General features: G+C 68.1%; 18 protein-coding genes and 3 pseudogenes. 5 read left to right on the forward strand and 16 right to left on the reverse strand.

Annotated elements, in window-relative coordinates; all coding sequences use genetic code 11:
• Positions 1-104 precede the first annotated feature (104 nt).
• From ACFYO2_RS13575 to ACFYO2_RS13630, 12 genes and pseudogenes are all read right to left on the reverse strand, one after another.
• Positions 105-998, reverse strand: a complete 894-nt coding sequence (locus ACFYO2_RS13575; protein ID WP_388348057.1) for an aminoacyl--tRNA ligase-related protein — start codon at positions 996-998, stop codon at positions 105-107.
• A gap of 42 nt (positions 999-1040) precedes the next feature.
• On the reverse strand, positions 1041-2045 hold the full coding sequence (locus ACFYO2_RS13580) for a TauD/TfdA family dioxygenase (protein ID WP_388348059.1): 1005 nt from the start codon (positions 2043-2045) through the stop codon (positions 1041-1043).
• A complete protein-coding gene (locus tag ACFYO2_RS13585) occupies positions 2042-3097 on the reverse strand; it encodes a beta-ketoacyl synthase N-terminal-like domain-containing protein (RefSeq protein ID WP_388348060.1) in 1056 nt (351 codons plus the stop codon). The genes ACFYO2_RS13580 and ACFYO2_RS13585 overlap by 4 nt, the downstream gene beginning before the upstream one ends.
• The gene (locus ACFYO2_RS13590; RefSeq protein ID WP_388348062.1) at positions 3094-4299 is read right to left on the reverse strand and encodes a beta-ketoacyl-[acyl-carrier-protein] synthase family protein; all 1206 of its coding nucleotides are present in this window, start codon (positions 4297-4299) and stop codon (positions 3094-3096) included. Before ACFYO2_RS13590 ends, ACFYO2_RS13585 begins: the two co-directional genes overlap by 4 nt.
• A gap of 2 nt (positions 4300-4301) precedes the next feature.
• Positions 4302-4571, reverse strand: a complete 270-nt coding sequence (locus tag ACFYO2_RS13595) for an acyl carrier protein (RefSeq protein WP_388348063.1) — start codon at positions 4569-4571, stop codon at positions 4302-4304.
• Between the two features lie 51 nt (positions 4572-4622).
• A complete protein-coding gene (locus ACFYO2_RS13600; protein ID WP_388348065.1) occupies positions 4623-5966 on the reverse strand; it encodes a condensation domain-containing protein in 1344 nt (447 codons plus the stop codon).
• Between the two features lie 742 nt (positions 5967-6708).
• Positions 6709-8004, reverse strand: coding sequence for an MFS transporter (locus tag ACFYO2_RS13605; RefSeq protein ID WP_388348067.1), 1296 nt, complete (start codon positions 8002-8004; stop codon positions 6709-6711).
• Positions 7986-8567, reverse strand: coding sequence for an ArsR/SmtB family transcription factor (locus ACFYO2_RS13610; RefSeq protein WP_388348069.1), 582 nt, complete (start codon positions 8565-8567; stop codon positions 7986-7988). Before ACFYO2_RS13610 ends, ACFYO2_RS13605 begins: the two co-directional genes overlap by 19 nt.
• A gap of 159 nt (positions 8568-8726) precedes the next feature.
• Positions 8727-8873 (reverse strand): annotated as a pseudogene (locus tag ACFYO2_RS13615) (IS5/IS1182 family transposase); the annotation flags it as partial.
• A 227-nt stretch (positions 8874-9100) separates the two neighbouring features.
• Positions 9101-12232: a BTAD domain-containing putative transcriptional regulator gene (locus ACFYO2_RS13620; RefSeq protein WP_388348071.1), complete on the reverse strand. Its 3132-nt coding sequence runs from the start codon at positions 12230-12232 to the stop codon at positions 9101-9103.
• Positions 12233-13265: 1033 nt separating this feature from the next.
• A complete protein-coding gene (locus tag ACFYO2_RS13625) occupies positions 13266-13430 on the reverse strand; it encodes a hypothetical protein (protein WP_388348073.1) in 165 nt (54 codons plus the stop codon).
• 161 nt (positions 13431-13591) lie between these two features.
• Positions 13592-13858, reverse strand: a pseudogene (locus ACFYO2_RS13630) (phosphotransferase); the annotation flags it as partial.
• On the opposite strand from ACFYO2_RS13630, the pseudogene ACFYO2_RS13635 reads away from it, so the two are divergent.
• Positions 13751-14355 (forward strand): annotated as a pseudogene (locus ACFYO2_RS13635) (amino acid ABC transporter permease); the annotation flags it as partial. The pseudogenes ACFYO2_RS13630 and ACFYO2_RS13635 overlap by 108 nt on opposite strands.
• Positions 14356-15155: 800 nt before the next feature.
• Positions 15156-15578, forward strand: coding sequence for an ATP-binding protein (locus tag ACFYO2_RS13640; protein ID WP_388348606.1), 423 nt, complete (start codon positions 15156-15158; stop codon positions 15576-15578).
• 95 nt (positions 15579-15673) lie between these two features.
• Here ACFYO2_RS13640 and ACFYO2_RS13645 read toward each other — a convergent pair whose 3' ends face one another.
• Both ACFYO2_RS13645 and ACFYO2_RS13650 read right to left on the reverse strand, forming a co-directional pair.
• The gene (locus tag ACFYO2_RS13645; RefSeq protein ID WP_388348075.1) at positions 15674-16717 is read right to left on the reverse strand and encodes a DUF2637 domain-containing protein; all 1044 of its coding nucleotides are present in this window, start codon (positions 16715-16717) and stop codon (positions 15674-15676) included.
• 303 nt (positions 16718-17020) lie between these two features.
• A complete protein-coding gene (locus tag ACFYO2_RS13650; RefSeq protein WP_388348076.1) occupies positions 17021-17878 on the reverse strand; it encodes a (2Fe-2S)-binding protein in 858 nt (285 codons plus the stop codon).
• 155 nt (positions 17879-18033) lie between these two features.
• Between ACFYO2_RS13650 and ACFYO2_RS13655 the strand changes: the two genes are divergently transcribed.
• Positions 18034-18861, forward strand: a complete 828-nt coding sequence (locus ACFYO2_RS13655) for a GntR family transcriptional regulator (protein WP_388348078.1) — start codon at positions 18034-18036, stop codon at positions 18859-18861.
• A gap of 418 nt (positions 18862-19279) precedes the next feature.
• Here ACFYO2_RS13655 and ACFYO2_RS13660 read toward each other — a convergent pair whose 3' ends face one another.
• Positions 19280-20059 (reverse strand): hypothetical protein, encoded by a 780-nt coding sequence (locus tag ACFYO2_RS13660; RefSeq protein ID WP_388348080.1) that lies wholly within the window; start codon positions 20057-20059, stop codon positions 19280-19282.
• 127 nt (positions 20060-20186) lie between these two features.
• Positions 20187-21863 carry a PucR family transcriptional regulator gene (locus tag ACFYO2_RS13665; RefSeq protein ID WP_388348082.1) on the reverse strand — a complete coding sequence of 559 codons (1677 nt, stop codon included), beginning with the start codon at positions 21861-21863 and terminating at the stop codon, positions 20187-20189.
• Between the two features lie 375 nt (positions 21864-22238).
• Between ACFYO2_RS13665 and ACFYO2_RS13670 the strand changes: the two genes are divergently transcribed.
• Both ACFYO2_RS13670 and ACFYO2_RS13675 read left to right on the forward strand, forming a co-directional pair.
• The gene (locus ACFYO2_RS13670; RefSeq protein ID WP_388348084.1) at positions 22239-23138 is read left to right on the forward strand and encodes an FAD binding domain-containing protein; all 900 of its coding nucleotides are present in this window, start codon (positions 22239-22241) and stop codon (positions 23136-23138) included.
• Positions 23138-23722, forward strand: coding sequence for a (2Fe-2S)-binding protein (locus ACFYO2_RS13675; protein WP_388348086.1), 585 nt, complete (start codon positions 23138-23140; stop codon positions 23720-23722). Before ACFYO2_RS13670 ends, ACFYO2_RS13675 begins: the two co-directional genes overlap by 1 nt.

Raw genomic sequence — 23722 nt, forward strand, 5'->3', positions numbered from 1 at the left:
ATGGGCGTGGATGCGATCAGGACCCTCGGCGAGCAAAGCCTCCGGTCGGCGCCATGGGTAGGCCGACCTCAGTGGAACAGCTCACCTCAGCGCATTTACCACTGTCACCGTGACTCCACGAAGTCCGGCCAGACATCCAGGTCGTCGCCATGCGCGTGGATCAACGCCAAGACGACCCGCTCGATCCCGAAGGCAGTACAGGAACTGTGCGCTGGCTCCTCTTCACCATCGCGGCCGAACCGGATCCCGAACCGGTGACCCAAATGGTCCCGGTGGCTGTTGACTGAGGCGACCGCGGTCCCCGGATCATCGGCGGATACGCGGGTCACAAGCTCGAACTTCAGGCACTGCTGCAGCTGGCTGACCCGCATGAACTCGCCGACAGGGCCGAAGAAGGGGTCGTTGGCCGGTTGAACTTCGATGGTCAGGCCGAGGCGGGTCAGCAGTTCCTCACCGCGAGCGAGCCACTCATCGCGCCATTGCAGGGCGTACCCGTCGTCCGCGATGACGACGAACTCACGCTGCCGGAAAGAGCGGAAGCGGCCCACCTCACTGGTTGCCTCCTGGCGGTAACAGTGGCCGACCACATCGAAGAAGACCGGTTCGGCGAGGGTGGAGTCGGCGACCTGTGGATAGATCGCATAGCAGGAGGCCGGCGCCAGGACCACATCAGTCGGGCTTGCGGCGTCCCCGGCCACGGCTTCCTCGCCGCCCAGCGTGTGGACCGCGCCGAGCAACTGCGGAAACGACTCCGCGTATTCGGCCCGCTCGATGACTTCCCGTGGCACGACTGGAGGGCACCACAGGGGTCCGGGTGAGTCCGAGGGATCGGCCGCGGTCAGGGCGGCCTGCAGCCGTGCCACTGCGGTCTCGAACTTGGAGGTCAGGTTCAGCAAGCCCGCCACCGAAGTGGGCCTCAGCCACCCGCCGGCCACGAGACGGTCATACGCATCAGGCTTGACCGCACCCACGTCAAGCCCACACTCCAGCACCTTCACAGCACAACACACCCCTTCGGAAACTGCGTTCTCATCCGATTTCTATGCAAGTACCGCTCCGCCGTTGACCCGGTGGGCCCGGTTCCGACGGTTGTCCAGGTGCACGAAAACGCGATGCAGCCAGCGGTCGTTGCCGTCGTAGCGGGGGACGAAAGCCCCCCGTCCGTGAACGACGATCCGGTTGTCGAGGAAGACCATGTCGCCGGGTCGCAGGACGAGATCGTTCCGGATCTCCATGAGCGCTTCCCGCAGTCGGCACATGGCCGCCGCTGCCGCGGTGTCAAGGGCCGAAGTGGCGTGGAAGTCGACCCGGATATTCGGGTCCTCCACGCTGCCGTTCAGCAGGGCGTGCGGTCCCGCGTGGCCCGCCGTACGGAATGAAGGCGGTGCGGCGGTGACGAACCTGGGCTCATGCAGTATTTCTCTTTCGCCCGGCGACAACAGCGGAAGTGCCTTGCGGACCGATGCGACATACGTGCTCACCGCCTCCTCGTGGGAGGGCCTTAGGCACAGCAGTCCGACGTAGTCGGGGCGGTGCGGATGGAAGGCGTTCTCGGTGTGGAACTCCAGCGTCACCGAACCGCCGTTACTCTGCGAGTCCGCCAGCGCGGGAACGGGCACGACGTTCTGGACCAGCGCGCCATGCTTTTCGTTGCGGTAGGCGATGACCTCCCCAAGCTGTGTCGCCAACATCATGGTGATGGCCGCCGGCACCGTGGATTCTCGCTCGACCGAGTTCGGAACGTCAGGGGTCGGCGGTAGCTTTCCCTGGTCGACAGGCAGATTGAAGAGGGTCAGGGTGCCGTCCAGTCCAGCATCATGCCGGAAGCGCCTGACGACCTCGAGCACACGAGTGGGGAGTTCGCTACTCATCCGACGCGCGCCTGCCAGCCAGTCGGGATGGTCCACCAGCGCGGGTGGGGTCTGGGCAAGCTCCAGGGCCTGAGAGGACAGGACTGAGCGTTCGCGATCCGACAGTTCCAGTACGGGACTTGCGTCTACATGAGGGGTTGTCGAGCTGTTGGTGGAAGTAAGCGTGCCGGTCACGTACCAAGCTCCTTCTCGGTTTGGGCAGGCTCGGCTCGCGGCCAGTCGAGATCGACGAGGGCGAGCCCGACAGCGCCGTGCGGATCCGTGGTCATGACGAGCCCGGCTCTTCCGGCCGGGCTGTCCGGCACCATCGCTGACGTCAAGTGCTTGATGACGTCAGCAAGTTGCAGGGCACTATGAGCGCTGTAGCAATCACCCATCTCGTTCTCGCCCCACAGCAGCGGAGCGTCGACCGCCTGACGCACCGCAATGAGCTGTGATCGGTCCACGTCGGGGACGCCCGTCTCCCGGAGCGCCACGAGGCCGACGTCGCTCGGCTCGACCCGGCCGCGCCGCAGAGTTGCGGTCACCGCTTCGGCGAGTTCGCCCGGGTCGGCGGGGTCGACCGCGCGCACTGTGGTGGCGGCAAGCCGCGCGATGGGCAAGCGGCCGGCCGCCTGGACGTCCGCCAGTCGTTCCAGGACGAACATCGCGGAACCCTCGCCGACGGCGCCGGTGTCCCGGACGGCCTGTGCCCACCACACGGCCGCTGTCGTCGCCTCGTCGGAGGCGCCGGCGACGATCCTCTGCGCATGGCCGACGCGCAACGCCATTTCGGCCTGGCGGAGCGCGGACACACCAGCCAGCGGGCCGGCGACGACGGTGAAGTTCGCCGCCCGCGCGCCGACCTGGATCGCCGCCGCACCCGCAGCGGTGTTCATCGCTGTGTTGGGAAACGAGGCGGCATCCACCAGGTAGGGTCGCGACTGGTTGAAGCTGCGGGAGCCGAACTCGACGGTGCCGGAAATACTCCCCAGAGCGGTGCCCACCGCGATGCCCACCGTCTCCTGGTTCGACGCGCTTATGTCAAGTCCGGCATTGGCGAGGGCGGCGCCGCAGGCGGCCATCGTCAGCAGCGTTGACCGATGGCTGAACCGTGTGGCCCGCCGACCGAAGAGGGCCTCCGGGTCGAAGCCGGCGACCCGGTGCACCGGATGCCCCGAGGTCACCTCTGGCTGCGTGCTCGGGTCGGGCCTGACTGCTCCGATCCCGGTGATGACAGTGGTCATTGTTCGCTCCCGAACATGACGACGGCGTTGTTGCCACCGAATGCGAACCCGTTGTTCTGCGCGATACGGACCACCCCGTCCCGGCTCTGATTCGAGACGATGTCGAGCCCCGTGGCTTCTGGATCAGTGAGGCGGTGGTTGACCGTCGGAGGCAGGAACCCCTCGGAGATACTCAGGGCGCAGGCCACCGCTCCGAACCCGCTGGAGGCGCCCATCGTGTGGCCAACCATGGACTTGATGGAGCTGATGGGTGGCGCCTTGCCGCCGAAGACCGTTCGTACAGCCGCTGCCTCCACCGCGTCGTTCATCCGTGTGCCCGTACCGTGGGCGCAGATGTAGTCGACCTGGTCCGGGGTGACGCCGGCTCGGCTGTGGGCCAGCCGGAAGCACCGGATGATGCTGGCGGCGTCCGGGGACACAGGGTGCTTGGCGTCACAGGTCATGCCGTAGCCGAGGAGTTCGGCGTAGACCCGTGCCCCGCGGGCCTTGGCATGCGTCCGTTCCTCAAGGACCAGAGCCACACCACCTTCGCCGGTGATGATGCCTTCGCGGTCGACGTCGAATGGTCGGCACACGTCCGCGGCCAGGGCGCCCATCCGATGGAAGCCGGCATGAGTGAAACGATTGACTGAGTCGGCACCCCCGGCCACGGCGATGTCCGTCTCGCCAGTGGTGATCAGGTCGAAGGCGTGCCCGAGGGCGTAATTGCCGGCCGCGCAAGCGGTGCCCAGCGTGACCGGCTCGCCCACGGTGCCCAGCTCGCGCGAGGCGACCAATGCCAGGTTGGATGCCGAGGCTTGGGCGGCGGCCTGGGGGTCGGGGAGACCCCATCCATTCCGCTTCCACTGCTCAGCCATGCCGACCACGGCTGGTATCTCGCCGAACGTGGTGCCCATGACGACCGCGGCAGGAGTGCCGTTCAGGTCGAGCGCGGCGTCGTCGGCCGCCAGCCGCGCGGCGGCCGCGGCGAAGAGAGCCGTGCGCCCCCACCCGCGGTCCGCAGGGGTGATCCGGCGCAGGATTTCGTACGGCCGGAAATCTGGCACCTCACCGCCAGCAGTCTTCAGGAATCCAGTGGTGTCGAATCCTTTTATAGGCCTGGTGCCGCAAAGGCCCCGGCGGAGGGCCTTCGTGAAGCTGGATATTCCAGTACCTATGTTCGATACAGGACCCAGTCCGGTGATGACGACACGGCGTCCCACGGCTACCAACCAGCGCTTTCGGCCACTACGTGGTACGCGGACTTCAGATTCGTCATGAGGCGTGGTGTCTCGGCCTCGTCAATGGCGACGTCGAAGTGCAGCTCAAGCTGCGTCAGCAGCTCGATGGCGAGTAGCGAGTCGGCGCCGAGGTCGGTGGCGAACGAGTTCGCCTCCTCCACCTCCTTGGGTTCGACCGAGAAAACATCCGAGACGATGTCGCGGATTTCGTTCAGCAACTCTTCGCGAATAATGCGTGAGTTCTGATCGATCATCTTACGCCCTCTTCTCCTGATGGTGCCGACCATATCTGTCTAAGGGGTGAGTTAATCATTCGAGACGGCTTTTTCTAGTATTCGGACGTAGTTGTCAGCCATTCGGTGTGCGGTTTCATCGACGTACAGGGACGTGTTGTACCTAAGCTCGGCGAACACGTCGGCGCCGTGCTGGCTGAGGTTCAACGTCATATCAAACTGCCCGGGGAATACCGGCACATGGAGCCGGGAAATATTCAGCCCGGCGTGTTCGACTCGGCGATCCGGCAGCAGCATGTCGAAGTAGGGGCTCGCGATACTTTCAGCATTCATGCCGAAGGTACAGGACACCAGGCCGAGACTCCTGGGGTCCCGTTGAGTTCGCAGCAAGGCCGGCATCATCGCGTACGGAAAGTCGCGGTGGCGCAGTCCACCCCACAGTTTCTCCGTTGTGCGTCGCAGAGCCGAGGTGAAGGATTCATCCGGGTCCACCAAGACCCGCATGGGGAGGACATTGACGAAATGACCGATCGAATTACGGAAACGACGAGCCGATCGCAGCGTCACGGGATAGCCGATGATGAAGTCCGTCCGACCGGACTCCTGATGGAGAAGCCGATGAAAAGCCGTCAAGTAATAGGCGAACGGCGTCGCTTTTTTGCTCACGGCCGCACGCCGCACTCCTTCGGTCAACTTGTGGTCGAGCCAGAATTGGATCTCCGATCCTTCGGCCCGATAGGCGGCGGGTCGCGGGTGGTCAGTGGGCTGATCGACTCCGACAGCACCCTGCGTGAGCTCCTCCCTCCAATAGTCCCGGGCCGCAGCGGCGCGAGGCGAGGAGAGATAGCTCTGCTCACCTCGCACCAGTTCGTCGATGCCGGCTCCGAACCTGCGAGGCATGTCAGCGGCCTTGTGGGCGTCCACGTATTGAGTCAGGACCTCACGGAGGAAGAGCAACGTGGACAGGTCATCCATGACGATGTGGTGAGCGACGACCAGCAGGATGTCGTCAGCCGTGCCGTCGCGTAGGAGCGCAATCCGCACGGGCGGCTCCTGGTCCAGTTGGAAGGGGCGTCTACCCTGCTCCTGCACGAAGCGGCGAGCGTCCATGTCGGGTATCTCGTCGATGCGGTACTCATCGAGTGCGGGCACACGCCCTTGTGCAGCGAAGCGGCAGACCCTGCCGGATTCGACTCGAAACACGGAATGCAGTAGGGCGTGCCTGGAGATGGTCCGGCTAACGGCCGTGGAAAGCCTTGACACGTCAACCGGAAAATGCAGCCGCCAGGCCCCGGTCACATTGTCCGCGCAGCGGTCCGGCTGGAATTTCTGCAAAACCCATAGCCCTTCCTGGGCTATGGTGAGTTCGTGCCCGTCAGTCGGCAGTGAACCCGCTCGGGTCAGTGTTTCTTCCATACTTTATCTGCCTCCGTCAGGATCGGACCACTGCGGCCGCCAACGTAAGTTCGCCACATGTGCCGGCTGTCCGACAAGGCACCGAGGGGGCAATATTATTGCCGGTCTCGTGCCCGTCCCCCGTGAGCTCTTCTGGGTGATCACCGAGCGTTTTCAGTGGTGCTGTTCCAGGGTGAGGACGGCTCGGGCGATACGTCATTCACCCCGAATCCGGCACCCACCTGTCTAGGTCTCGCTTTTGTGCAGGTGGGCCACGGCGAACAGGGCCTGGTCGAGCGGCCAAAGCAAGAGGTTCACCGAGCCCGCCATGCCCTCGTCTCTGGCGGCGGGCTGCACGGTCTCCGGTGAACAGCTATGTGGAGACGCGCCTCAGCCCCAAGGGGTTCCGTCCTCATTGCTCTCTGCTTGGGCCGAAGTCCCGACGGCCATCACCGAACCCACCGGCTTGTTCAGGTCCGCCGTGGCTGAGAACCCGCCGAGTCCGATGATCGCTGCCGTAATCATCGTGGTCCCGCAGTACCAGCGCTGTGCATAAGGCCGCGGAGTGCGCATCGGATACTCCTTGAGGTGGGAGGGTGTCATCTGCTTGCCGAGACCCACCTAACTGTCGTCCGCTGCTATCCGGCCATCTTGTCACTATCGTCGTGGCATCAGATGGCGTCCCGCCATGCGGTGTTACCGGATCTACGCGTTCCGAGCGGCACCGCCGAAGAAGATCATTCTGTCCTTTTGCGCCCGGCGCCTACGCGTCGAGGGCTTCGGCCCTGTGCGAGGGATTCGGTGAGCTCACGCGCTGTTCGTCCATCCGCCGCCACTCCGGCCTCATACCCGATGCGACCGTGGCGAGGAGGTACGCGAGCCCCACCGTCATCAGCACGGGCACCAGGCCCACGGCAGCCGCCCCCGCGCCGGCCAACAGCCCGCCCAAGGGCGTACCCGCGAAGGCCAGTGAGCTGCCCAGCCCCTGCACCCGCCCCAGGAGCTCCGGGGGGATGCGCTCGAAGAGGACCGCTCCCAGAACCGGGTTGAGGAACCCGGTGCCGAAGCCACCGACCGCGAACACCGCAACCACGACCCAGGCCGGTACGTCCATGGCGAGGATGAGGAACTTCGGCGCCCCGCCGAGCAAGAACCCGCCGAAGAACACGCGTCGCCGCGACAACCGGTGTGCGATCGTCGCCGCGACAAGGCTGCCGCCGACGGCGGTGGCACTGGACACCCCGAGCAGCAGACCGAACATCCCGGCGCCACTGCCCGAATCCCTGGCCCAGACGGGCAGCAGCACCCACATTGCGGCGTCGAGGAAGTTGGTGACCGTCAGCATCACGATGATGGTCACCAGCAGCGGATCGCTCCGCAGCAGTGTGAATGCCTCACCGAGGCTGCGCAGATATCCGGACTCCCGCCCGGCGGCCGGAACCGGGCCCCCCATTCCCTTGGGCAGGGCCAGAGCGACCAGTGCCGAACCGAGCAGAAAGGCCGCGCCGTTGACCGCCAGGCCTGCCATCGGCCCGAACAGCAGCACCAGTCCCCCGCCGGCCATCGGACCGAGCGTGCCGGACAGCCGTTCCATCACTCCGATCCACCCCGTGCCCCGCTCCAATGCCACCCCGCTGAGCTCGGCAGCCTGCGGAACCATGACCTCCTTCGCCAGATCGCCCGGCCCTCGGACGGCGCCCACCACGGCCACCAGAACCAGCAGCAGCGCATACGACAGCAGGTTCAGCGCGTGCAGCAGAGGGATGAGGACCACCGAGGCCGCACTGGCCAGATCGGTCACCCACGAAACACGGCGCGGCCCCAACCGGTCGATCCATGGTCCAGCCAACGCTTTCGACGCCACATACGGCGCCGTCTCGCAAAACGCGACCACTCCGGTCTGAGTGACGCTTCCCGTGGTGACGAGAACGAACCAGGGCAGGGCAACCGCGGCCACCCTGCTGCCGGTGAGGGACACGGCGACTGCGGCGACCAGCCCTCCGAGAGGAGGCAGGCTCCGTCGGGGTATCCGTACGAACCTCACGGCTTCGCCTCCCACGTGGGCAGCACGTAGGAGATAACCTCCACCGTCGCACCGTCGTTCGGCGCCTCCACGCCTTCCGGCAGCCGGTAGCGCTCGACGACCTCCGCCATGTCCTGGCGCAGCTGATGGGCCTGGTCAGGCGTCAACACCAGTTGCCAGTTGCTGGCATTGATGGCCCCCTGCCACTCCTTGGGCAGGGCGGGCAGGGTCGTCAGGACCTGCTGGATGTGCAGTTGGTACGAGTTCACCACCGACTGCAGATACGCCAGCGAGGCCTCGGGCTCCTGCCGGGCCAGCTCCAGGTCGTCGAAGACCGTCCCGTCGTGCACCGAACGCCACCAGCGCTCACGGGCGTTGCCCCGATCCGCATCCTCTGCCACCAGTCCGGCCTGGGCGAGCTGGCGGAGGTGGTAGCTGGCGGATCCGGAGTTGATCCCCAGCTGCTCCGCCATCCGGGTGGCTGTGGACGGCCCGTTTCTGCGCAGCAGGGTGAGCATCTCCACCCGGTCTGGATGAGCCAGGGCGCGCAGGCTCTTGGCGTCGAGAACAACATGATCCGGAGCTCGATCCTGAGTCATGAAGCCACCATAGAACGCGAAGAGTTGTTCGCGAAGATATCTTCGCGAAAATGTCGCTGCATAATCGCCGAGCGCGGTTCGTCGGTCGGCGAGGGTGGCTGAAGCGTGTTGCAGAAGGCCGCGACCACGCTGCCTGAGCTGGGCCGTTGGCGGGTCTGGTCATGCGGCGAGGGCGAGATTGTGCATGCTGGCGACGGTCTGGACGGCGTTGTCTTCCTCTCCGACCTTCAGCAGAGGTCGCCCCGGGCGCTTGCGGTGCGAGACGAGGAGACCGGTGTTGATGTAGGCGCCGTCGCAGAACACGGTGGCGCCCTGGCGGTGTTCGGCCAAGCCGGAGTCCCTGTGGGAGCAGCGGGCCGAGTCTTTGGAGCACCCCGCGCACGGTCGCGGGCGAGATGCCGAACAGGGGGGCGAACTGCCTCATCGTGAGGGGTTCGTGCGGTGATGCGGAGCCCCGCCGCCTCACTTCATGTGCGGCCACAGACCCGACATGCTCCCCAACCGGCCCGGCAGGAAGTCCTGACGGATTCCTGTCAGACGCTCGCATTTCTGTCCGGTCCATGTGCCGCACTGGCAGCATGGGCACCTTTCAGATGAGCGGCGAGCCGCGCCGAGAGTCCGGCGTCCTTCGAGGCAAGCGATTCCGCGGCCTCCCGCCACATCCGCACCGCCTCATCAGTGCGGCCCAGCCCGTGCAACGCTCGCCCTGCCAGCTCCAGGCACCGGGCGCGCCACACAAGGTGGGAGCCGAGGGCCTGGAAGGCAGCGCAGGCATCCATGGCCCTGGTGGCCGCGGAATCCAGGTCCCCGGCGGCGAACTCAACTTCCGCGGAGGCGAGCAGTACCCTGCTGTTCAGCAAGACATCGCCTGCGCGTTGGGACAATTCGGTCGCGGTGCGCAGGCTCTCCCGGGCCTTTTCTGTTGCGTCCATCTGGGCGTAGGTGATGCCGAGACTCAGATAGCCGAAACCCTCGCCGACCGAGTCGGCTCCCAGTCTGCTCTCCCGGCACACGTCCTTCAGCAGGCCCTCGGCACGCGTCAAGTCGCCGAGCTGCAAACAAAGTTCCGCCAGATGGTACTGCGCCTGCGCGGAGTCCCGCTTCGAATCGACCCGCTGGGCCACGGCTGCCGCCCGCTCGAATCTCTCCTCGGCCAAACGATACTGCCGCCGGTCCATGGCGATCTGGCCCATACAGCGCAGGACGGCGGACTCTCCCGCCTGATCCCCCACTTCCCGCATGAGCACCAGTGCTTGACCATAGAGCACAGAGGCGGCGTCATAGCTGCCACGAAGTCTTTCAACACCGGCCAGTCCGTGGGTGGTCAAGGCGCTGCCGTGCCGGTCGCCGATCTTCTCCCACAGCACGAGCGCCTCACCGAACAGCTGCTCTGCTTCGTCGAGCTGCCGAGTCGTGGCCAGCACGCCAAGCGAATAGAGCAGGGCCGCCGTGCCCCGGTCGTTGCCCGCTCGGCGCGTGACCTCCAAGGCCCCCAGGTGCGTGACCTGCCAGTCCTCGGGATAGGGACCCGACTCGAAGAGCGTGTCCGAGGTGATCGCAAGATCCCAGCAGATCTCATCGAAGCCGCCCCGAGCGGCCAGGAGAATGGCTTCCACCAACAGGGTCCGCTCGCTCTGAAACCAGGTGACTGGATCGGTGAGTAGGGCCTGAACCCGTTCCTTCGGCAGCGGCCAGTGGGCGGCCGTACCGTGGAGCACGTAGAAATCTCCGCCGTAGTGTCGTCTGTGAGCCTCGGCGGCCAGGGAGAGCCAGCCGCCAAGGTAGCGGCTGAGTATCTCTCTGCGTGTCGCGGCAGACTCTGACCGTGCCAACTGCTCACCGGCGTAGAGTCGGACCATGTCGTGCAGTTGATAGCGCAGGTTCCCGGCATGTGTGCTCCAGGCCTGCACCAGCCCTTCCTCGACCAGCGACTCGAGCAGGCTCTCCGCCCTGCGCACGTCATCATCCAGCAGTACGGCTGAGATCCAGCCGGCAAAGTCCGCTGCTCCTAGAATGCTCAAGCGACGCAGCAGTCGCTGCTGGTCCTCCGCCAGTCCCCTGTACGTGAAGTCCAGGGTGGCCCGGATGCTCGCACCTTCGAGAGCGAGTTCGTCCAACCGCAACCGCTCGTTGGACAGCCGCTCGACCAGGTGGACAACTCGCCAATGAGGCCGGGTGGCAAGCTTGGTGGTAACGATGCGCAGGGCCAGCGGAAGGCCTTCGCAGAGTTCGACCAGGCTGGTGATCGCCTCCGGTTCCGCACTCGCCCTGTGGGAGCCGATGGCCCCTGTCACGAGGGAGGCGCCCGCCGGGGTGTCCAGTGGGCCGACGTCACACCACGCCGCTCCAGGCGGCCCGGCCAGCCTGCTCCGGCTGGTCATGATCACGGCGCAGCCCGGTTCTCCCGGCAGTAGGTCCGAGATCTGCCGGGCGCTGGAAACATCGTCGAGTACGACGAGGACGCGTCTCCCGGCCAGCTTGCTGCGGTACGTCTCGGCACGCTCAACGGCATTGTCAGGTATCTCGGTGGAGTTCATGCCGAACGACCGCAGAAACCGGTCGAGAACCGCGGTCACGGACGAGGCCGGCCCTTGCGCCTCACCGAGCCGCGCATACAGGCGCCCGTCGGGGAAACGCTCATTCAGCAGATGCGCGGCCCGGATGGCCAGGGTGGTCTTGCCCACACCGCCCCGCCCGGTGAGCACAACGATGGGAACGTGCAGTGCACCAGATGGGGTACTACCGCCGCCGGCCCCGTGGAGTGAGGCAACGATGGAATCGAGCTCCTCATGACGGCCAGAGAAGTCTGCGATCGTTGACGGCAGGAGCTGAGGCACCACATCCGGCGGCGCGTTCTCCTGCGCCGGGGGCGGCAACGGCACCGCCTCGTCCGCCCCGGGGCCGGCGTCGAGCCCGCTGTCGTTGTTCAGTATCGCCTGGTGCAGGACCTGCAAGGTCTTGCCCGGCTCCAGTCCCAGCTCATCGATCAGTACCGCGCGGCCCGCGCGGAATACCTCGAGGGCCTCGGCCGACCGCCCGGACCGGTGCAAGGCCAGCATCAGCTGCCCGCGCGCACGTTCCCACAATGGGTAGCGGGAAACCAGCTCGGACAGCTCACCGATGACCTGATGGTGGCGGCCGAGACGCAATTCCAGATCAATGCAGTCACCCAGGGCGGCGAGCCTGCTTTCGTGGAGGCGCGTGACCGCCTGCCCCACGACCCGGCTTTCTACGCCTGCGCAGGCGTCACCGCGCCAGAGTTCGAGGGCGGCTCGGTACTCTACTACCGATTCGTCCGGCTGCTGCATCCCCGCGGCGCGTGTCACAGACTCGCGAAAGAGCTCCAGGTCAAGCAGTCCGGCCGGGAAGGTCAGCCGATAGCCCGTGCGGCTGGTTCGAATGGTCGCGTCGATGTTCAACTGGGCGAGAAGCTTGCGCAGTTGGGAGATGCAGATTTGCACCTGACTGCGTGCGGTGGAAGGGGGCGTCTCTTCCCAGACGGCCTCGATGAGCCGGTCTACCGGCACTGACTGCCCGGCTTCCAGGAGAAGCATCGCCAATACGACTTCCTGGCGTGGCGCTGTTAGTGAGACAGGTCCGCGTCCCCCATCGAGCTCTATCGACCCGAGGATCCGAAATACCAACTCAGACACTGATTCCCCCACATGCTATCCATCATTACCAGCAACTAAGATCACCGACCTGGACTCGGCGAGGGCGGGCGGTTGGTGTTCAAAGCGATATGCAGAGTAACTGCACGCCCCCGGCTGCGTAAACGATCTCGTAACATGATCTTGCCAAGGTGTCCGAGGGTCAATGCCCTTGCGTTATCTGTGTGATGGCCTTGCCCGCCCCCGGTAGGGCGGCACAATGCCGTCCGTATTGACCAGGTTTGGGCTCTGCTTCGCATCCTGTCCGCCCGTCCGGGAGAACGTCGCCCCGCCTCTCTTCGACCGCGTACGGATACCGAAATTTTTCGACACCCTGTGAAGACCCAGCTCAGCGCCCTGCCAGAACGGGAAGGCCACAGAGAACTGGCCGCACGGGTTGTACCAGGGAGCTTCACCGGGTAGAAACCGGTTGCTAGACCTGGCGAAGGCGCGAGCGATGCAGGGGCGAGGAGCGGGATGAAGTATTTCGGCAGTCGGCGAAGGCCCCAGTTCAGTGACCTATCCGACCAAGAAGGCCACGGAGAAACTGGCCGCACGGGTTGTACCAGGGGCTCCGCCAGGTAGAAACCGGTTGCCGGATCAGATGGAATCGCGAGCAAGGCAAGGGCGAGGGGCAGGGGCATGATTGCCGCGTCCACACCGAAATCAACCAGTAATTCGCCCCGGCTGGCGATAGGAAATCAACAAATTGCCGGGGGCGACCGACATGATCCTTGTTCGTTGATCGGTTCCAGCTTTCCACAGTAAATGCTGGGAGGTTGATACCTGTGATTAGACCAGAGCTGACCTCGATTCGTCATCCCTGAAAGAGCGGGGCAAGAGGAAGCACCCGTAACCCCGGCCCCGTCGACTTCCGTACACGGCCTGGCGCTGGCCTTGCTAAAGGTTGTCCCGCAACTGCCCTGACGTGAGTCGGCCCCCATGACAGCCGGAAGTAGCTCCTCATGGAGGGGCAGATATGGCACCGTGCTGACGGTCAGGTTCGCTGCGCGCCGGCCGCCAGAAGGCCGGGCGACAAGCGAATTGGCTACTCGACCAGATGCCAGTGCGCCTTGCTCCAGTCGATCCTGTCGTCGAGTTCGGTCAGGAACTCATCGGCAGCCCAGGTGGCCTGGGGCTCGTGCCCCTGCTCAGCCAGCCGGCGCACGAGGTCGGCATTGTCTTGCTGTCTGGCGATAAGGGCGTCGACCATCCCGCGGCCGAGTCGAGGCCGTACGCGCTGCAGAAGTCCTCCAGCCGCGAACGGCGGTCGGGCGGCGCCGGGTACTGCAGCCAGCGCAGGCAATCTGCATCGTTGCGGAACGGGGCAACGTACTCCAGGGCGTAGGCCACGTCGTGCATGCGTGGTGCCGGGCGGGCGAAGTCCCAGTCGGTGATTCCCATCGGCTGATTACCCTGCCAGACGACGTTCCAGGGACCGAAGTCCCCATGGCAGATGACCTCGTCGTCGCCTGGGCTGCCTGCGTCCGTGGACCAGCTCGCGCCCGGCGGAGGTGAAAAGCTCCTGCAGGCATGGTGCTCGGCTTTGTGTTCGGCACGGTGCTGGCGGTGATGCGGCTGTCGGCCAACCCGGTGCTGAGCACACTGAGTTGGGGCTACGTGTGGATCTTCCGGTCCACTCCGCTGCTGGTGCAGCTGCTGTTCTGGTTCAACATCGGCGCCCTGTATCCGACGCTCGGCCTTGGCATCCCGTTCGGCCCGCAGTTCGTCACCGTCGAGACGGAGAACCTGCTCGGCCCCACCCTCACCGCCGTCATCGGACTGACCCTGCACGAGACCGGCTACGCCGCCGAGGTGGTACGCGGCGGCATCCTCTCCGTCGACTCCGGCCAGACCGAGGCCGCGCAGGCAATCGGCCTGAGCAGGCGCCGCACCCTGCGCCGGATCGTCATTCCCCAGGCGATCGCTCCATCGTGCCGACCGCCGGGAAATGCTGATCGGCACCCTGAAGGGCACGAGCATCGTCAGCGTGCTGGCCGTGCACGACCTGCTGTACTCGGTACAGCTGATCTACAACCAGACGTACCAGGTCATCCTCTTGCTGATGGTCGCCACGCTCTGGTACATCGTTGGTCACCAGCGTGCTCAGCGCGGGCCAGTACGACGTCGAGCGGTACCGCCCGCCGGAGAGACCGGGGAGACCCGGTGAATCGGGGGAGACCCGGGGCACGCCGAGCAGAGTTTCTGGGTGGGGGACCAGCGGATTCCGGCCAGTTTCGCGCGGCCGCGGGAAGGCGGCCGCGCAGACCTCGCCGTCGCCATGCCGAGTTCCTCGGTGCAGGCCCGCCTGCCGTGCACACGGCTCCGGGTGGTCGCCGGGGACCGCGGTGACGTTGCCAAGGTGCGGGGGATCTTGCGGGCCGTCTCGCGCAGCGGCCAGAGCCATGCCGAGTCCGGGGCAGAACCAGGACGTCCGCCAGGCGTCCGTCGAGTACGGCGAGGCAGGCAGACCGGAATCGTGGACGGGCCCATGGGCGGTGGCCAGGACGTCGCCCGGGTGCGCAGGCTCGCAGCGGTGCGGAACGGCCTGGTTGGCGGCGGCCATCGGCGGTCTGCAACTCCTGTTTCACCGGCACCGGTCAGCCCGCCGCATGCCACACGGACAGGACCAGCGGCACCCGCTCCGTGTACCGGGCCGGACGCACCAACCGGCGTTGGGCGGGGTCCAGGATTCGTCTGTTTGTCCGGGACCGTGACCCCGGGGATCACCGCACCCGTGGCGGCGGAGAGCCTCGAGGATGGCCGAACACGTGGTCGTTGACGACGCGACATGACTGCCGCGTGCCCCACGGGGCATGGATCCCCGTGAACGTGTTCGAACAGGAGGGGAACCGACATCGGCACGCCGGCGGGGGTCATGAAGAGGCAGGTACGAGGAGGCGGTCCCATCGCGACAGGGGCCTTCTCGGCGGACACAGTGGAGGACAAGGCCGACAGCGCCACGGAAGAGGCGTCGGCGCAGCAGCTCACACGCAGACTACGGCGGGCGGACCTGAGGGCGGTGCCCGAGGCGCGCAAAGCACTGCGCGAGTACCTGAGGCACTGGGGAAGCCGCGGACGGGCCGAGGTCGCGGAACTGCTGACCAGCGAACTCGTCACCAACGCGATCGTCCACACCGACCACGACGCCCTCTTGACGGCCACCGTCGGACCGCATGGCCTGAGGGTGGAGGTGCGGGACTTCGTCGCCCGCAGACCCAGACTGCGCGTACCGAACGCCGACGACGGTACGAACGGCCGGGGCCTGCTCCTCGTGCAGTCCCTCGCGGACGCGTGGGGCGTGCGGGTGCACGGAGTGGGGAAGGCGGTGTGGTTCGAACTGGACGCGGGCGTCGCCTGAACCGGGCGCGACCCAGGCGTGAACCGGAGCGCGAACCGAACGGGACGGGGTGCGGCTCGTGCGAGCCGCACCCCGTCCCGTGAAGCCTCTTGCCTCTAGCCGAACTGCTGCTCCAGGTCCTTGAGCTTGCGCTCGAGGGAGTCGAGACGCGGCAGGGCCATTGTGTCGTCCTCCGCGGTGAGGTCGACGGTGATCGGGTCAGATCCGCTGCGGACGGGCTGCAGGGAGGGCCGCTGGCGTGCGGGCGGGAGCTGCTCCGGCGATATGGCAGGCTCCGCGGTGGTCCGGTCCGACGGGCCACGTTCCAGGGTCGCCTGCGCCTCCAGCTGCCGGCCGCGGCCCACGAAACCGCGGTGGCCCCGGCTGATCGCCTTGAGCTGCGCGCGCTCGACCCGCTCCTTGTCGCGGCGCCGCAGTCGGGCCGCCTCCTTCTCGCGCTTGTCCTCGCGGACCTCGTCGACCGCCTCGTCCAGGCTGCGCACGCCCTCCAGGAGCATCAGCGACCACGCCTTGTACGTCTCGCGGGGCGCCCGCAGCCAGCGGACCATGCGGATCTGCGGCAGTGGACGGGGCACCAGTCCCTGCTCGCGCAGGGCGGCCCGGCGGGTCTGCTTCAGCGCGCGGTCGAACAGTACGGCCGCCGACATCGACATGCCGGCGAAGAACTGCGGGGCGCCCGCGTGGTCGATGCCCCTGGGTGCGTGCACCCAGTTGAACCAGGCCGCCGCGCCGGCGAACGTCCATACGAGTATCCGGGAGCCGAGCGCCGCGTCACCGTGGCTGGCTTCGCGTACCGCGAGCACGGAGCAGAACATCGCCGCGCCGTCCAGGCCGAACGGCACGAGGTACTCCCAGCCGCCGGAGAGGCCGAGGTTCTGTTCGCCGAAGCCGACCAGGCCGTGGAAGGAGAGCGCGGCCGCCACCGCCGCACAGCAGAACAGCAGCACGTAGGAGGCGGTGCCGTATATGGCCTCCTTGCGCCTGCGGCGCTCTTCGCTGCGCTCCCACGAGTCGTCCGCGCGCGCGTCCTTCCCCGAGGTGCGCTTGCCACGCGCCAGCACCGCAACCGCCGCCAGCATGCCCAGGAGCAATACGGCGCCCGGAAGCAACCAGTTCAGCGATATGTCGGTCAATCTCATCTGGGGTCCCTTGCATTGGGATAGGGCGTAACGCCCGCCATAGTGGCCCAATCCCACCGGCCCTCAGAGGGTTTCGGGGCAAGAGGCCGCCAAGGAAGTGCAAGGGAATGCCCAGGGCGGCGTTCTGCTCGAACTGCCGCATGAGGGGCGGGAGCTGAGTTCGAATAAGACTACCCGTACGGGTGGTTCGACGGATAGTTCCTGCGGCCAGTGAGGAAATTGTGAATTGCCTGTAACCGGGGCGACGTCTCAGTCGCGAGTGATCCTACGGGACGGGTGATCCCGAGCCGGCCTGAGGGTCCCTCAACTGGGTGCGGAGGCGGTCAGCTTGGCCAGCCGGTCCGCGTCGCAGGTGCGCGGGCAGGTGGCGCAGGTGTCCTCGGGCTCCAGTGTGTAGAACATGCAGCAGCTCGCCCGGTCCCGGGTGGGCAGCGACTCGCCGTTCGGTCCGGTGAGGAGGCGGAAGCCCGCCGAGCCGACGTACGGCTTGGTCGATCCGGGCAGGAGGAGTTCCAGTTCGCGCTCGGCCCGGCGCCGCTCGCTCTCGCCGAGCAGTTCGGCGACGTACCAGAGGCCCTCGACGATCTCGTCCGTCACCATCCCCCACAGGGCGCGGCCGCGGCGGCGCATGCGTGGCCCGAAGCCGGCCAGCACCGGCTCCATGTGCTCGGCGACCGCGGCCAGCACCTCGGCCCGCAGTGCCTCCTCGTCGGGGACGACGCGGGCGCCGGGCAGTGCCCTCGCCGGGTCGTCCGGCAGGCAGGCGAAGGCGCCGGGGCGGACGGCGAAGGACATCGGGCCCTGCGTGCGGTCGTACGAGACATGCGTCACGGGGAAGCGCGGCACCCGGCGGTGCAGGAACCATGGCACGGTGATCAGGAGACAGGCGGGCCAGGCGTACCGGTGCAGGCCGAAGCCGGCGAGCACGTCGGGGCGGGCGGGGCGGCCGTGGTCTCGCAGTACCTGTGCGTCGTCCCAGGCCAGGAATCCGTCCAGGCCGGGGCCGCCGTTCGCGAGCTCGGCGGCCCGGACCCAGCCGCCGCCCTGAGGGGCCGGCCCGTCGGGGGGCAGTTCCGTGACCGTCAGCCCTGGGAAGACGTCGGTGACGTGGGCGTACGCGTCTGCGACGGGCGAGTGGGGGGCGGGCGGTGGGACGGGCATGGGGGGACCACCGATTCGCGATCGCTTGAAGGAAGGCTTACCTTACCCAACATGGTCGGCATGGGAACTGTCGGGTTATGCCCTAATCTGCTTGACGGACGAGTAACAACTCGCCGTAATGGCCCGAAGTGCCGACACGTCCGGAGGAGGACCGCGTGAAGCAGGGTGCGCAGGGCTCCGCCGCGACGGGTGCCGGGGATGTCCCGGGGAGTGCGGTGAGGGTGCCGCCGCAGTCCAGAGGGGCGGCGGACGCGGATGTGGACGTGGATGTGGAGGTGGGCCGTGAGCGGTATGACGCGCCGGGGGGCGTCCGCGGTGAGCACACCCACAGTGAAACGCCCCTCCCGCGGCCTCGCCCCGCCGTGCAGCGGGCCTCCGTGCGCGGACAGATCGTCGACGCCCTGCGGACCGCGCTGGTCGCCGGCGAGCTCAGGCCCGGCGAGGTCTACTCCGCGCCCGCGCTCGGCGACCGTTTTGGAGTCTCCGCGACGCCGGTCCGGGAGGCGATGCAGCAGCTCGCGCTGGAGGGTGCCGTCGAGGTGGTTCCCAACCGTGGGTTCCGGGTGGTCGAGCGAGGGCGGCGCGAGCTGGCGGAACTCGCCGAGGTTCGTTCGCTGATCGAGATCCCGGTGATGCTCCGACTCGCCCGTACTGTGCCGGCCGAACGCTGGGCCGAGCTGCGGCCCCTCGTCGAGGCGAGCGTCCGGGCGGCGGCCTCCGGCTGCCGGGCGACCTACGCGGAGGCCGACCGGGCCTTCCACCGTGCGGTGCTCGCGCTGTCGGGCAACGAACAGCTGGTCCAGGTCGCCGAGGATCTGCACCGGCGCGCTCAGTGGCCCCTGGTCGGCGGGCCCGGCCTGCGGGGGCGGGCCGAGCTGGTGGCGGACGCGGCCGAACACACGGCGTTGTTGGACGCGTTGGTCGCGCGGGATCTGGATGTGGTGCGGGCTCTGGTGGGGGAGCACTTCAGGGGCGCGCGCTGAGGTAGTGCGTGGTGCGCCTGCCGGTGCGTTGTGGGTCGGGGACGTGTCGGGGGGTGTCCGTCCTCGGAACGGCGCGGAATCGGTTGCTCACCAACTCACCGGTGTTGACGCGCCAACCCTGCGGGCGGACACCCCCCGACACGTCCCCTTGCCGCCGTGCGCGGGTGCGGGGGCGTTCACCTTGCGACGCCGGTGTGCGGTCGGGTGGCGACGGTCGCCTCTTGGCCGACCGCCAGCCCTGCGGGCGGCCCCCCGACACGTCCCCTTCGCGCCGTACGCGGGTGCGCCTTTGCGACGCCGGTGGCGGTCGGGGGAGGTCCACCTCTTGGCCGGCCGAGTCGGGTGGTGGGTGGGTGTAGGTCGGGGGTCTGGGGGCGGAGCCCCCAGTCGGCGGCTGGAACCAGGTGTTGGGGGACGGTTACGCCGTTGCTGCCGGAGGCACGGGTGCCAGCTGTCGTGCCAGCCACGTCGGGACGCCGCCGAGCAGGCGGAACAGTCGGCGGGCTTCCTCGCGCAGGCGGGAGGCCTCCGGCTCCACTTCCGCGTCCGCCAGGGAGGCCAGTGCCGGTGCCGTTCCGACGAGGTAGCCCAGCTCCTCGCGGATGCGGAGGGATTCGCTGAAGCCGTGCCTCGCCTCCGCCAAGTCCCCGTCCTGCAGGGCGAGTCCGGCCAGGTGGCGCCAGGTGCAGGACAGGAGTAGTGGATCGGCATGCGCTGTGGCTCCCGCGTGCGCACGCCGGTACGCCGCCCGCGCGGCCTGCGGGGAGTCCGCCAGGTTCTCCGCGAGCAGGCCCCGCCGGAAATCCAGCAGCGCCCTCCCAGGAGTCCCCGGAGGGATCAGCGCCGCCGCCCGCCCGAGCGCCGCCCGTGCCTCGTCGGCGCGGTCCCGTACGCCGTGCAGCGTCGCCGCGTAGGCAAGTTGCCCGCGTTCACAAGCGGCCGCGCCCCGCTCGTCGTCGCCGTGGGCGAGCGCCTCGGCCGTGCGCAGCGCGTCCTCGGCCTGTTCCCAGCCCTGCTCGGTGTACAGGCACCGCTCCACCAGGAGGGAGGCCCGCTGGAGCGCGGCCGGTGCGGTGACCGGTTGGAGCAGGGCGGCGGCGTCCGCCCAGCAGGCGCGGGAGCGCAGCCGCCATACCGCGGTCTGGAGTGGATCGTCACCGGCGGTCGTTCCGTTACCAGACATGGCGGTATGCGCCACGTTGCCCTCCCCGAGCACGCCATCGAGCTATGAGTGGTGGCCGCATCTCAGCACGAATCCACCGGCCGGGCCAAGGGGGTGGGTGAAGGAATTCACAAAGTCGGGGGAGTCGCGGGGGGTCGACGGGTCAGCTCATCCTCAGTGCCAGGAAGAAATCCAGCTTGTCCTCGAGGCGGGAGAGGTCGCGGCTCGTCAACTGCTCGATGCGGCCGACTCGGTAGCGCAGCGTGTTGACGTGCAGGTGGAGGCGGGTCGCGCAGCGGGTCCAGGAGCCGTCGCAGTCGAGGAACGCCTCCAGGGTGGGGATCAGTTCGGCGCGGTGGCGGTGGTCGTAGTCGCGCAGCGGGTCGAGGAGGCGGGCGGTGAAGGCCCGGCGTACGTCGTCCGGGACGAAGGGGAGGAGGAGGACGTGGGAAGCCAGTTCCTGGTGGCCCGCCGCGCAGACCCGGCCGGGGCGGGCTGCTGCTACTCGGCGGGCGTGGCGGGCCTCCTCCAGCGCGCCGCGCAGGCCGTCCGCGGAGTGGACCGAGGCGCTGACGCCGAGTGTGACGCGGCCGTCGTCGTCGAGTCCGGCCGACAGCGGGTCCCGTACGGACTCCAGGAGCAGGTCGGCGATGATGCCCGCTTCCGAGCCCTCGTGCTCCGAGGAGACCGCGGGGAGGGGGACGAGGGCGATCGCCTCGTCGCCCGTGTGGGCCACGGCGATGCGGTCGGAGGGCTCCGGGCCGGTGGAGAGGGGGTCGACCAGGATCTCCTCGAGGAGGGACTGGGCTACCGGGCCGCCCGCCGGCTCGGCTCCCTGCCACTCGACGCGGGCCACGACCACCTGCCACTGCGGGGCCGCGCCCAGGCCGGGGAGGAGGACGGGGGCGGCCACGCGCAGGCGTGCGGAGATCTCGGCGGGCGCGGCGCCCGTCTGCACCAGTTCCAGGACCTCCTGGGCGAGCCGCCGGCGGACCGTGCGTGCCGCGTCCCGCCGGTCGCGTTCGACCGAGATCAGCTGGGTGACGCCCTGGAGCAGGTCCAGCCGCTCCTCCGGCCAGTCCCCGGCGTCCGCCTCGACGGCCAGCAGCCAGTCCGACAGCACCGTCTCGCGCACGTCCCGGGAGCCCTGCGGGGAGCGGCCGCCGCTGCCGCGGACCGGGAAGAGCGAGTAGGTGGTGGAGCCGAGCAGGACGCGGTGCGGTCCGCGGCGGCCCGTGCGGGCCGCCGCCAGGTGTTCTGCCGCCAGCTTCGCGCAGACGTCGGCGGGCAGGGCGGGGCCCGCGACCTTCGAGCCCGCGATGAGCCGTCCGGTGGGGGACAGGACCCAGGCTCGCAGGTCCAGGTCCGAGCCCAGCAGGTCCAGGACCACGTCCGGGCCGCCGCCCGCCGGGCCCGAGGTCATCATCCGCCGGTGGCGGTCGACGACGGCAGCGAGGTCACCGGCACGCTCGCCCGACACCTGGCGTACGACGTGCTCGGTGATCGTCGCGAACGCCACCGACTCGTGCACCGCGAAGAGGGGGAGGCGGTGGCGCGCGCAGGCCACCACCAGGTCTTCCGGGACGGCCCCGAGCTCGGCCTCGCCGGCCGCCAGCGCGGCCACCTGGGCCTGCACCAGGATCCGTACGAAGGGCTCGGAGTCGGCGGCGTCCCGGCGCCAGGCCAGACCGCTCAGGACCAGCTCGCCGCCGGAGAGATAGCGGCTGGGGTCCCTGAGGTCGGTGGTCATGACACCCCGCACGCCGCGGTCCAGCTCGTCCTCGCCGCCGAGCAGCCGCAGGCCCAGCGCGTCGGTGCCCAGCAGTGCGCGCAGCCGCATTCTCGTCGCCGCCGTTCTTTGTCTCGAAATCTACGATGAATCTTGAGGTCTGGTGGGGGAGTGGTCCGTCCGGCGGTCGGCGAGTGGTGCTCGTCGTCTTGAGAGCCGCTTTCCGGCTGTGTTCCAGGTCACATGGGGTGTGCCTCGCGTTTCCCCGGCGAAACGCCGAGGTTGCCGATGACCTCCGTTCATACGAATCTACAAGATGCCCGCCCTGGCCAGCCAACTCCTTCATGGTTTCCGTGACTGACCCGGGTGGCGCACGGCGCTGTGTACTGGCCTCAATGCGCGTTAACAGCCCATGAACGAGCCGGGCCCGCCGCACACGGATTGGCTCGATCTGTACGACTCACGAGACGAAGAAGAGAGCCGGTCATGGACTTCCTTCGCCCCGCCAGCTGGGAGGAGGCGCTCGCCGCGAAGGCGGAGCACCCCACCGCTGTGCCGATTGCGGGTGGCACCGACGTGATGGTCGAGATCAACTTCGATCACCGCCGTCCCGAGTACCTGCTCGACCTCAACCGCATCGGCGGCCTCGAGGAGTGGGAGGTCGGCGAGGACAGTGTGCGGCTCGGGGCCTCGGTCCCCTACGCGAAGATCATGGAGCACCTGCGCGGCGAACTGCCGGGGCTCGCTCTCGCCTCGCACACCGTCGCCTCCCCGCAGATCCGCAACCGCGGTGGCGTCGGCGGCAACCTCGGTACCGCCTCCCCGGCCGGTGACGCCCACCCCGCTCTGCTGGCGGCGGGGGCCGAGGTCGAGGTCGAGTCGGTGCGGGGATCGCGCCGTATTCCGATCGACGAGTTCTACACCGGCGTGAAGCGCAATGCGCTGGCGCCCGACGAGCTGATTCGCGCGGTGCACATCAAGAAGGCGGACGGGCCGCAGCAGTACTCGAAGGTCGGCACGCGCAATGCCATGGTCATCGCCGTGTGTGCGTTCGGGTTCGCCTTGCATCCGCAGACGCGGACCGTGCGTACGGGGATCGGGTCGGCCGCGCCCACCCCGGTTCGGGCCAAGGCCGCGGAGGAGTTCCTGAACGCTGCCCTGGAGGAAGGCGGATTCTGGGACAACGGGAAGATCATCACCCCGTCGGTCGCCAAGCAGTTCGCGGATCTGTGCGCCGGTGCCTGCAACCCGATCGACGACGTGCGGGGCACCGCGAGCTACCGCCGCCACGCGGTCGGCGTCATGGCCCGCCGCACGCTGACCTGGACCTGGGAGTCGTACCGGGGCACGGACGGTCGGACACATCAGAAGGGGAGCGTCGCGTAATGCGCGTCAATTTCACGGTCAACGGCCGTCCGCAGGAAGCCGACGACGTGTGGGAGGGCGAGTCCCTGCTGTACGTGTTGCGGGAGCGGCTCGGCCTGCCGGGTTCGAAGAACGCCTGCGAGCAAGGGGAGTGCGGGTCCTGCACCGTCCGGCTCGATGGTGTGCCGGTGTGTTCCTGCCTGGTCGCCGCGGGGCAGGTGGAGGGCCGTGCGGTCGTCACCGTCGAGGGCCTCGCGGACTTCGCCAAGCAGCGTGCCGAGCACGGGGGTTGTGCGAGCGGTGCGTGCGGTACGTCCCTGCAGGATGCCCAGCGGTGGGCCGCCGCGGGGCATGACTCCCAGACCGGTGGAGGCACCGAGCTCTCCCCGGTGCAGCAGGCGTTCATCGACGCCGGCGCCGTCCAGTGCGGCTTCTGCACGCCGGGCCTGCTGGTCGCCGCCGACGAGATGCTGGAGCGCAACCCGAACCCGACCGACGCGGACATCCGCGAGGCGCTGTCGGGCAACCTGTGCCGCTGCACCGGTTACGAGAAGATCATGGACGCGGTCCGCCTGGCGGCCGCCCGACAGGGAGAGGCGGTCTGA

It is taken from the genome of Streptomyces sp. NPDC006602, from assembly GCF_042870385.1.
In the GTDB taxonomy this organism is placed as follows: Bacteria; Actinomycetota; Actinomycetes; order Streptomycetales; family Streptomycetaceae; genus Streptomyces.

Excerpts from the sequence above, each read along its gene's own strand:
- ACFYO2_RS13600 (WP_388348065.1), bottom strand. The coding sequence starts at position 5,966 with ATGGAAGAAACACTGACCCGAGCGGGTTCACTGCCGACTGACGGGCAC.
- ACFYO2_RS13625 (WP_388348073.1), bottom strand. The coding sequence starts at position 13,430 with ATGGTCGACGCCCTTATCGCCAGACAGCAAGACAATGCCGACCTCGTG.
- ACFYO2_RS13670 (WP_388348084.1), top strand. The coding sequence starts at position 22,239 with ATGGACTTCCTTCGCCCCGCCAGCTGGGAGGAGGCGCTCGCCGCGAAG.
- ACFYO2_RS13610 (WP_388348069.1), bottom strand. The coding sequence starts at position 8,567 with ATGACTCAGGATCGAGCTCCGGATCATGTTGTTCTCGACGCCAAGAGC.
- ACFYO2_RS13650 (WP_388348076.1), bottom strand. The coding sequence starts at position 17,878 with ATGCCCGTCCCACCGCCCGCCCCCCACTCGCCCGTCGCAGACGCGTAC.
- ACFYO2_RS13675 (WP_388348086.1), top strand. The coding sequence starts at position 23,138 with ATGCGCGTCAATTTCACGGTCAACGGCCGTCCGCAGGAAGCCGACGAC.
- ACFYO2_RS13645 (WP_388348075.1), bottom strand. The coding sequence starts at position 16,717 with ATGAGATTGACCGACATATCGCTGAACTGGTTGCTTCCGGGCGCCGTA.
- ACFYO2_RS13585 (WP_388348060.1), bottom strand. The coding sequence starts at position 3,097 with ATGACCACTGTCATCACCGGGATCGGAGCAGTCAGGCCCGACCCGAGC.
- ACFYO2_RS13665 (WP_388348082.1), bottom strand. The coding sequence starts at position 21,863 with ATGCGGCTGCGCGCACTGCTGGGCACCGACGCGCTGGGCCTGCGGCTG.
- ACFYO2_RS13595 (WP_388348063.1), bottom strand. The coding sequence starts at position 4,571 with ATGATCGATCAGAACTCACGCATTATTCGCGAAGAGTTGCTGAACGAA.